At 63.0% G+C, this 9,744-nt stretch carries 11 protein-coding genes; 6 read left to right on the top strand and 5 right to left on the bottom strand.

Going from position 1 to position 9,744, the window contains the following annotated elements:
- Both cyoE and EPO09_RS11150 read left to right on the top strand, forming a co-directional pair.
- Positions 1–660, top strand: a 660-nt coding sequence (cyoE, locus tag EPO09_RS11155) for a heme o synthase (protein WP_290643076.1), incomplete at its 5' end; no start/stop codon positions are given.
- Positions 661–673: 13 nt separating this feature from the next.
- Positions 674–1,315, top strand: coding sequence for an SCO family protein (locus EPO09_RS11150; protein WP_290643075.1), 642 nt, complete (start codon positions 674–676; stop codon positions 1,313–1,315).
- 20 nt (positions 1,316–1,335) lie between these two features.
- Here the strand turns inward: EPO09_RS11150 and EPO09_RS11145 are convergent, their stop codons facing one another.
- From EPO09_RS11145 to EPO09_RS11125, 5 genes are all read right to left on the bottom strand, one after another.
- Positions 1,336–2,199 (bottom strand): D-hexose-6-phosphate mutarotase, encoded by an 864-nt coding sequence (locus EPO09_RS11145; protein WP_290643074.1) that lies wholly within the window; start codon positions 2,197–2,199, stop codon positions 1,336–1,338.
- Complete coding sequence (locus EPO09_RS11140; protein ID WP_290643073.1) at positions 2,196–3,134, bottom strand: DUF429 domain-containing protein; 939 nt, start codon at positions 3,132–3,134, stop codon at positions 2,196–2,198. Before EPO09_RS11140 ends, EPO09_RS11145 begins: the two co-directional genes overlap by 4 nt.
- Positions 3,128–3,556 (bottom strand): BLUF domain-containing protein, encoded by a 429-nt coding sequence (locus EPO09_RS11135; protein ID WP_290643072.1) that lies wholly within the window; start codon positions 3,554–3,556, stop codon positions 3,128–3,130. Before EPO09_RS11135 ends, EPO09_RS11140 begins: the two co-directional genes overlap by 7 nt.
- 4 nt (positions 3,557–3,560) lie before the next feature.
- Positions 3,561–4,319 carry a GTP cyclohydrolase I gene (gene folE, locus EPO09_RS11130; protein WP_290643071.1) on the bottom strand — a complete coding sequence of 253 codons (759 nt, stop codon included), beginning with the start codon at positions 4,317–4,319 and terminating at the stop codon, positions 3,561–3,563.
- Between the two features lie 116 nt (positions 4,320–4,435).
- Positions 4,436–5,437, bottom strand: coding sequence for a hypothetical protein (locus tag EPO09_RS11125; protein ID WP_290643070.1), 1,002 nt, complete (start codon positions 5,435–5,437; stop codon positions 4,436–4,438).
- Between the two features lie 137 nt (positions 5,438–5,574).
- Between EPO09_RS11125 and EPO09_RS11120 the strand changes: the two genes are divergently transcribed.
- The 4 genes from EPO09_RS11120 to tssM form a co-directional block, all read left to right on the top strand.
- Positions 5,575–6,318, top strand: coding sequence for a M15 family metallopeptidase (locus EPO09_RS11120; protein ID WP_290643069.1), 744 nt, complete (start codon positions 5,575–5,577; stop codon positions 6,316–6,318).
- A gap of 154 nt (positions 6,319–6,472) precedes the next feature.
- On the top strand, positions 6,473–6,739 hold the full coding sequence (locus EPO09_RS11115; protein ID WP_290643068.1) for a PAAR domain-containing protein: 267 nt from the start codon (positions 6,473–6,475) through the stop codon (positions 6,737–6,739).
- Between the two features lie 49 nt (positions 6,740–6,788).
- On the top strand, positions 6,789–8,348 hold the full coding sequence (locus EPO09_RS11110; RefSeq protein WP_290643067.1) for a hypothetical protein: 1,560 nt from the start codon (positions 6,789–6,791) through the stop codon (positions 8,346–8,348).
- A 19-nt stretch (positions 8,349–8,367) separates the two neighbouring features.
- The coding region (gene tssM, locus EPO09_RS11105; RefSeq protein ID WP_290643065.1) for a type VI secretion system membrane subunit TssM at positions 8,368–9,744 on the top strand (1,377 nt) is incomplete at its 3' end.

Here is a 9,744-nt window from a genome sequence, read left to right as displayed (position 1 = left end):
ATGAAGCGCACTTCCTGGCGCCCCACGGCCCGGGGCGAACTAACGCGTTGGCAAACCTTGACTTTCAGCGCGGTGCTGTGTGGCATCGGCATGGTGATCCTGGCGGTGTGGGTCAATGCCCTGACCATGTGGCTCACGCTGGGTACCTTCGTGGGCTATGCCGTGATCTATACCGTGGTGCTCAAGCCTTTGACGCCGCAGAACATCGTGATCGGCGGCGCCTCTGGTGCGATGCCACCGGTGCTGGGTTGGGCCGCCATGCGCGGTGCGGTCGAGCCTGAGGCCTTGATGCTGTGCCTCATCATCTTCCTGTGGACGCCGCCGCACTTCTGGGCCCTGGCGCTTTATCGTGTCGAAGACTATGCCCGCGCTGGCCTGCCCATGTTGCCTGTCACGCATGGCAATGCCTTCACGCGTCTGCATGTGCTGCTCTATACCTTGATCTTGCTGGCGGGCAGCGTGCTGCCTTTCATCTACGGCATGAGCGGCTGGATCTATCTGTGGTCTGCCCTGGCTTTGGGCGTGATGTTCCTGGTCTACGCCTTCGCCCTCTGGCGGCGTTACAGTGACGCACTGGCCCGCAAGACCTTCCGCTTCTCCATCATCTACCTGATGCTGCTGTTTGCCGCCTTGCTGGTCGACCATTACTGGATGATCTGACGATCCACAAGCGATGAGCAAACTGTTCTCTTTTTCCCGCCGGGCGATGTTGCTGGCGGGGCTGGCGGCGGCCGTGTCCTTGACGGCCTGTGACAAGGCCGGCAAGCCTGCTGCCATCGGCACCACACCAGCAGCCAAGTTCAATTCGGTGGACATCACGGGTGCCAAATACGCACGCAAGCTGGCCTTGACCGACTTCGATGGCAAACCCCGCCAGTTGAGCGACTTCAAAGGCAAGGTCGTGTTCGTGTTTTTTGGCTTCACGCAATGCCCGGACGTGTGCCCGACCACCATGGCCGAACTGGCCGAGGTACGCAAGCGTCTGGGCGCGGATGGCGAGCGCCTGCAAGGCGTGTTCGTGACCGTGGACCCCGAGCGTGACACCGCCGAGGTGCTCAAGGCCTATCTGCAAAGCATGGACGCGAGCTTTGTGGGCCTGCGTGGCTCACTGGCTGAAACCGAGGCGGTGGCCAGTGAGTTCAAGGTCTTCTACCAGAAGGTGCCAACCAAGAGCGGTGGCTACACGATGGACCACACGGCTGGCGCCTTCGTGTTCGATACCGATGGGCAGGTTCGCCTGTTCTCGCGTTATGGCTCGAAGGTGGACGACCTGACGGCCGACATCAAGCAGTTGCTCGCGTCGGCCAAGCGCTGAACCAAATGGAGTGAGGCGGATCAGGCTGCCGTCAGCGTGAAGCTCTGGCGGCCCGTCCAGCTTTCATCGGGGCCCAGTGTGATGGGCTCGAATACGCGGGCCGCTTCCACGCACAGCATGTTCAGCCAGCCATCTGCGGGCATGTCCTTGAGGGCGGCGCATTTGTCGGGACCCGGGTTCCAGAGCACCACGTCGGGCAGGTTGTCGGCCTCGATGCTGAGGCGGCGTGGGCCGTCACGCAGCAGCAGGGCGCCCGCTTCGGCATAGATGCGGTCCACCTCGTCGTGGAAGCGCTTTTCCGGATGGTCTTCGGTGGCTTCGCCGCCTGTGGTGCTATCCACATAGCGCTTGCCTTCCAGGCCTTGCAGGCGAACCTGATCGAGCGCGGACACGGCCAGATAGGTGTGCAGGGCGGCGGCAAAAGGCCAGGGCGTGGTGCCCGGGTTGTGGGCATACAGTTCCAGATCCAGCCTTTGCCCGCTGATGGAGACGGTCAACTCCAGTGTGAAGCTGTGTGGCCAGATGGCGCGGGTCTCGGCGTTGTCGTCGATGGCCAGCGTCAGTTGGGCGTGGTCCTTGCTGCGCCCGCTGCTTTCCACGGCCCAGAGCCGGGTGCGCACCAGGCCATGGCGCGGCAGGCTGAAGTCCGGCCCACGTTGCTCGAATTGAGGGAAGATCACCGGCACACCGCCACGCACGGCCTGGCCCGGGCCCGCCACTGCCTGGGGAGACAGGTAAAGCTGTTCCTTGCGGCCAGCGGGGATCCAGGAAACAAGTTGGCCACCATGCAGCAGCACAGTCGCTTGGGCGCCATCGGGGGCCTGAAGGTGCACGGCGGGTTGCCCCAGCACCTCGGTCATCGGGAAAATCAGTTCGTCGCTCATGCCGTGAGTATCCACCCTTCGACGGGGTCGATCTGCGCGGGCAGGCCCCAGGTGGGTGATCCTTGTTCGTGTTGCCAGTGTGCCCAGCCGGCTTGCATCAGGCACAGCACGGCGTCCAGCCGGTCGCCTTTCGGGTCAGCCACCAGTTGATCGCGTTGCGCGGGGCTGAGCTTGAGTCGCAAGCCCAGGCGGGTGCGACCTTGCTCCAGCGCATCGACCAGGTCCATGCGGGCGATCAGGCGTTCCTGGGTGGCATCGGTCTCGCTCTTGTAGCTGCGTTTGCCCAGCAACTCGCCAGCCAGCAGGCCTGGGTAGGCCTCAAAAGCGATGGCATCGTGGCGGCCCTGGCGCAGGCCGGGCAGGGTGAGATTGGCCTGCACCAGCCTGGCCATGCCTTCGAAATACATTTTGCCGACGGGCACATAGCGTGTCTGCAGCGGGCTGGTGCTGGAGAGGCCGGGCACGGCGCGATCGGTGACGCGGTGCAGGAGCTTGCTGCCTGCCGGGCGCTCGGCTTGCCAGGTCTGGCCCCAGTTGTCGATGAGGTGCTGGAAGCCGGCGCGATTACCGCAGTGCTGGTGCAGGGATTGGATCAGCCTGTCGGCGGCAAAGGCTGTGTTTGCTGGCATGTCCGTCGCAGTGGATGGCAGATCATGGAGCAAACCGGGTAAGTCGCCTGGGCCGTGTTCCCGCAAGGCCGCCACGAAAGGCGAGGGCAGGCCAAAGGGGAGGTCGCAGCCCATCACGAAGCCGTCTGCCAGTTCGGTGGCAGCAGGCGCAATCAGGGTTTCAAGCGCGGCCAGCGTGGTCAGTTCGTCCACGCGATCCAGGCGAATCACCTGGCCGGCACGGCGACCCCAGGCCAGCGTCAGTGGTTTGCGTTTGCTGGGCGCACAACTGAAATCCAGGCCCAGCAGCGTGGTCGGCCTCAGCAAGGCCGAGACGCGATGCAGGCTGTGGCGATCAGCTCTTCCAGCAGCGCCATGGACACCTTGCCCGATACGGCATAGGGATCCAGCACGGGGCGCTCGGAGTATTTCAGCAGGATGGAGGGGTTCACGCGAGCCAGATTGACCTGGCCCATGGTCCAGCCGGCAAATCGGCGTTCGGTGATCTCTTCGTACTGAAGCAGCACCACATCGCGGTGGCGCGGGTCCTGGCTGATGGCCTTGTAGAGTTGGCTGACGGTATCGCGGCCACCTTCGAGAACCTGCATGAAGATGTCACCGCTGTGGCACAGCAGGCCCGTCACGCCCAAGGCAGGATTCTGCTTGCGCGATGTGGCCAGGATGTGGTCGATGACTTCAGCCGTGAGCGGCTCGGATGCCCGGCTGGCGTACAGCAGTCGAACCAGCATGGGTTCAGCCTTTCTTGTGATTGACCAGAGAAAGGAATTCTCGCCGCAGATTGGGGTCCTTCAAGAAGGATCCACGCATGACGCTGTTGATCATCTTGGAATCCATGTCCTTCACGCCACGCCAGTGCATGCAGAAGTGATCGGCTTCCATGACCACGGCCAGGCCGTCGGGGTTCATGCGCGATTGCAGAATGTCGGCCACCTGGGTGACTGCTTCTTCCTGGATTTGCGGGCGGCTCATGATCCAGTCAATCAGGCGGGCGTATTTGGACAGGCCGATCAGGTTGGAGTGCTCGTTGGGCATCACACCGATCCAGACGCGGCCAATGATGGGGCACAGGTGGTGCGAGCAGGCGCTGCGCACGGTGATGGGCCCGACGATCATCAGCTCGTTCAGCCTTTCCGCATTGGGAAATTCCGTGACGGCTGGCGCGCCGTGATAGCGGCCCCGGAAGATCTCATTGAGGTACATCTTGGCCACGCGGCGGGCTGTGTCCTGGGTGTTGTGGTCGCTGTCGGTGTCGATCACCAGGCTGGAGAGCACCTCGCTCATCTTGCCTTGCACTTCGTCCAGCAGCTTGTCCAGCTCGCCGGGCTCGATGAACTCGGCGATGTTGTCATTGGCGTGGAAGCGCTTTTGCGCCGCCTTGATCCGCTCGCGGATCTTGACGGAAACCGGCGTGCCCTCGTCAGCGGCGGCGTCCTGCTGGTCGGCAGAGGCGGGCTTGCTGGTGTCGATGGCTCGGAGGGAAGGAGTGGTCATGGCGCGTCCGATGACAGGGAATGCGAATCCCCGATGCTAACAAGGGTGAGACAACCTTGCTGTTTGTCCGGGATGGACGAGCGCCAAATGCCGTGAATAAGGGGGCTGGACGGAGATCAGTCCTGATGACAGGCAGCCGCGGTAGGGTTCTGCACGCAGACCCGGGCACGACAGGTGGCGGCATCGGCACCGTTCAGGCCGCCGCAGCGCTGTTTGAGTTCATCTGCCACGGACGTGGCCGCAGGCCGGGGGCGGGTGTGGGCGAACATGGCCTCCAGCAGGGCGACGTCGTCATCCTTGCTCTTGCTGGCTTGTGAGCGTTTGGCAGCAGGGGGCGTAACCGCTTTGGCCGTCGCGCCGAGGCCGTCGCCGGCAACTTCCGTTGTGCTCGTGCCGTGGTTGGCAGCCAGAGCTTGGCCCGATTTGTTCGCCGTCATTTGTGGCGCGGTGTGTGTGGCTGTCTGTTTGGCCGTGTTGGTGGCCTGGCTTGCCACGGCAACTTGCTTGGCCGTATCGGGAGAGGCAGACGGATGCACGCTGGCCGAGGCTGGTCGGGGCTCTGCTGGCTGCGCGGCAAGGCGTCCAAGTGGCGATGCAGCGGGCGGTGCGCTGTTCACGTTCTCGATCACGGCGGCATGTGTCGGCGCGGGGGCGATGGCCGGGTGCTGAGGTGGCGCGATCAGTGCGGCCAGAGGGTTGCTTGTATCGGCTGCCACTTTGGGCGCCAGTCCGTTGACACGTTTAGCCTCTGGTGCAGCCGCAGCCGGTTTGTTCGTCGATTCTGGCTTGGCTGGCGCGGCGTGACCATCTACGACGACCATCACAAAGCTGATCAGCAGGGTCAAAACGCCGATGCCCATGAGACCAAGCAGCGCCTTGGTTTGCCAATTGCTGCGTTTTTGCCGGGTGATGCCCTGAATCTTCGTCGGGCCCTTGCGGCCGGTAGGACGTCTGGCAGATTCCAACGTCGATAGAATGCGCACGCGCTGCGTGTCGCCGCCAAAGGTGCTGTCCTCGTTGTCCATGCCTGCGAACAGGCTGGGACGATCCAGGCTCGGTCGGCCGGGTTTGTCTGAGGTAGTTTGGCGGGCGAGTCGTCCACCGTGGTTCTGGCTCAAGCCGGGCTCCCTTGTTTTTGTTGGTTCTTTTGCGAATCGACGCATTCTAAGGACGGGCGACCCGACACGACATGGGGCTGCAACGGGGTTGCAAATAATCGTTACAAAAAATGATGCGAACAGGGTGGATTTGGTTGGTGTTCCTGCTTGGCTGCGTGACGCTGGCTTTGCTGGTTTTTCCGCAATGGCGTGCGAGCCTGGGACGGATCACGCCGACGTGGTCCTCGCGTTGGGCCTGGGGCTTGGGTACGGTCGGGCTTCTGGCTGCGCCCGTGGTCATGGTGCTGGCCTGGGGGCTCAAGGGGCCGCGCACCCTGGATGGTTTTGACGATCGCATCGATCCTGGCAATCAGCAGGTGGCGCATTTGCTGGCCGGTGAGCAGTTGGTGCCACCACCACCGTTGCCCCCCGATGTTTTCACGACCTTGGAAGTGGAAAGTGTGCGTCCGATGCTGTCCAGTGCCGATCGCCGTTGGGATCTGATGGACCCGGCATTCGTACAGCGTGTGCTGACGATCTTCAAGATCATGAAAGACGAACACGGCTATGACATGGCGCTGCTGGAGGGCTATCGAAGCCCGGAGCGCCAGGCCATGCTGGCCGCGAAGGGTAGCAACGTGACCATGGCGGGCGCCTGGCAGAGCTATCACCAGTACGGTCTGGCCGTAGACCTGGCTTTCTACAAGGATGGCAAATTGGTGATTTCCGAGAAGGATCCCTGGGCCATGCGTGGCTACCAGCTCTATGGGCAGGTGGCCGAGCAAATGGGGCTGACCTGGGGCGGGCGCTGGCAGATGATGGACCTTGGGCACGTGGAGTGGCGCAAACCTGGTGCCAAAGAAGCCATCAAGGCCGCGACGGCTGGTGCCACATTGCGTTGATACCTGGCCGCGTAACCACTGCGCGCATTTGACACAGTTGGTAACGGCGTTACCCCTCCTGCGGGGGGGCTTGCGGGTGTGAGCAGCCTTTAGACTCGCCCCGCAGCTGTGTAAACCGGCTGGCATACACATCACAAACAGGGAAGCAGACGCCATGGGCCGTCCATTCATCGTATTGGGTGACACCACCGATCATGGTGGCACCGTCATCGAAGCCTCCGGCACGACGGACACCCAGGGCAAGCGCATTGCCCGTGTGGGTGATCAGGTGACTTGCCCCAAGCGCAGTCACGGCACGACCGTCATTGTCTCGGGTGATGCCACGATGATCATCGATGGCAAGCCTGCTGCACGGCATGGCGACAAGTGCGCCTGCGGCGCCACCCTGATTGCCGCGCAGGCGGTCTCCACGGGCATTTGAGTTTCCTCGGGTCGAACATCGACTCGGTCATCAAGCAGGCAGTCAGGGCATGACCAAGGTATTAAAAGCAGGCGCTTTGTGGCTGGCGATCACTGTCGTCGTCTGGCTGTTCACCATCTGGCATTGGCAATCCAGCCGCCATGAGGCCAGTACCGCCGAGATCGTCGGTCAGCTCTTTGCGCTGCCCGTTGTGCTGACTGCGTTCTTTTTGCTGGTGCTGTGGGCTGTTCAACGATTGCGTGCGCAGGCATCGGCGCCTGTGGTGCCCGTGGTGGGGCCAAAGGCTGGCGTGCCCGCTGTGACGGCGAACCCAACGCAAGGCGTTTCCGATGAAGCGCAGCGGCAGTTGTCCGCATGGGTGCTGGCCGAGGCCGTGACCTTGCCCGCTGGTTCAGATGCGAGCGCGGCCTGGAGCGGTTTGCAGTCCCAGTCTGTCAGGCCTGAGTTGGACAGCGAGTTGCAGGACATCAATGGTCTGCCCATCTTCACCTCACGTGTTGCTGATCTGGATGTGCGCGATTGGCTTGATGCGCATGCCGAGCTTGCGCAAGGTGGCATCGCGCTGCCCGATGAGGTCTTGCGCGGCCTGGCTTTGCTGGAAGCGCCCTTGCACCAGATGCTGAACGCGGTGAGCGAACTGGTGCCAGCCGATGGCGGCGCCTTCGAGCAGGAGGCGCAAGCCGCTTCTGGTGGCGGCGTCAGTGGCAGCGATATGAAATCGCACCTGTCTGGCGTGGCTGTGCCGGTCAACAAGGCCGCGGTGCAGGCGCGGGCGGCCCTGGCGCCTCAACTGACCGTGCGCTTGTTGTTGCCTTCCAGCTGGGGCGAGCATGAGCGTGCAGCCGTCGTGGAGTGGGTTCGAAGCCAATGCGGCGCCTTGCTGGATTGGGCTGACGCCACACGCGCCAAAGGCGTGCGCTGGCTGGTTGAGGCGCTGGAGCGCCCCGAAGACCTGTGGGATGAACTGGATCGCCAGATGGTGCAGTGGTCCCGCGAACCACGCCCCGAGTTGTGGCTGATCCTGGCTGTTGACAGCGCCGTCAATGAAGCCCGCATCGAGCGCATGCAGGCCGTGGGCGAGCTGTTCACCTCCTCGCACCAGACCGGCAAGGTGCCGGGCGAGGCCGCCGCTGGCCTGTTGCTGGCCAACGAGCACTGGCCTGACCTGGCGCAGCGAGCCGAGCCGCCCGTGCGCATGTGGCGCCCTGTGCGCGCCTCCCGTGACAAGTCGGCGGATGCGATTGGCCGTGTGGGCTCTACCGTGCTGGGGGCCGCCCTGCAGCATGCCTTTTCGTTGAACCTGGCGGACAAGGATCGCGTGTTGGTCGTGGCTGATGCAGATCACCGCGCCAGCCGCACCGCCGAGTTGTTCGAGGCTCTGCAGGACGTGATGCCTGGCGTGGATCCCATGCTGGCCGTGACGCGTGTGGGCGAGTCTTGTGGTGATCTGGGCGTGGCGCGTGCGCTTGTGCCGTCGGCCCTGGCCTGCGCGGCTTTGCGCGCAGGCGACAAACCGGATCAGGTGGCCGTGGCCACACACGTGCAGTCTTCTCATGATCGGGTAGTGGTGGCTTTGGCGCCTTGGCGTGCCGAACCTGTCGCCGCTTGATCGACCTTGGTATATGTCCATGCAACGAATCTGGCAGTTCTTTCTTGATCCTCGCGTGCTGGCTGTGATCGGCCTGGCCGCACTGGCTGGCTTGCTGCTTGTTGGTGCGGATGCCATGCGCATCGGCCTGGTCTGGGCCGTGGTTGTGCTGGCCTTGTTGCTCCTGGCCTGGGCAGGCGTATGGGGGTGGCGACGCTACAAGGCGCATCAGGCCGCGAAGTCCCTGGAGCAGGCGATGGACGCCGATGCAGACAAGGCCTTGAAAGCCGCTGCGAAAGCCGGCAAACAAGATGAAGTGGCCGCTGTGCGCGAGCGCATGGCCGAGGCTGTCAAGCTGATCAAATCGTCGAAGCTGGGTGAAACCTCCGGCTCTGCCGCGCTGTATGAGCTGCCCTGGTACGCCGTGATTGGCAACCCGGCTGCAGGCAAGAGTTCAGCCGTGGTCAAGTCGGGCTTGAAGTTCCCGTTTGCCGAAAGTGCAGACAACGTGATCCAGGGCATTGGCGGCACGCGCCATTGCGACTGGTACTTCACCACAGAGGGCATCTTGCTGGACACGGCGGGGCGCTACTCCGTGCACGAAGAAGACCGTAGCGAATGGCTGGGCTTCCTGTCTTTGCTCAAGCGGCATCGCCCCAAGGCGCCGCTGAACGGTGTGATCATCGCGGTGAGCGTGGCAGAACTGGGCGGCAACAAGCCCGAGTTCGCCATCGATCTGGCGCGCAAGTTGCGCCAGCGCGTGCAGGAGCTGACCGAGAAGCTAGAGGTCTTTGCACCCGTGTATGTGGTGTTCACCAAGGCCGACCTGATCGCCGGTTTTGTTGATTTCTTCGAAGACCGTGATCGCAGCGAGCGCGACAAGGTCTGGGGGGCCACCTTGCCCTATGACACTGCTTCGGGCGTGGATGCCGTGACGCAGTTTGAAACCCACTTCGAAGCGCTGTACCAAGGCTTGAAGGACGCTTCGGTGGCGCGCATGTCCCTGCACCGTGGCGAGCAATTGCCTCCCGGTGTGTTGACCTTCCCCCTGGAGTTTGCTGCGCTCAAGCCGGCGCTGCGCATCTTCATCAACACCCTGTTTGAAGAAAATCCGTACCAGTTCCGCCCCATCTTCCGCGGCTTCTATTTCACCAGTGCCGTACAGGAAGGTCAGTCCACCAGCCGGGCCAGCGAACGTGTGGCCGAGCAGTTTGGTCTGCAACTACAGCCTGGTACTTCGGCGGCGGTCTATTCCAACAGCGGCTTCTTCCTCAAGGAGCTGTTCTCTCGGGTGATCTTTGCCGATCGCCAACTGGTTCAGCAGTACACCAGCCGCAACAAGCTGCGCTTGCGTTACGCCACTTTCTTCGGTGGGGTGGTCTTGCTGGGCGCCTTGCTGGCTGCCTGGACATGGTCC

It is taken from the genome of Aquabacterium sp., assembly GCF_004297345.1.
GTDB lineage: Bacteria > Pseudomonadota > Gammaproteobacteria > Burkholderiales > Burkholderiaceae_C > Aquabacterium.
Note: the sequence above shows the minus strand (reverse complement) of the source record. Positions and strands in the feature narration are given on the sequence as shown.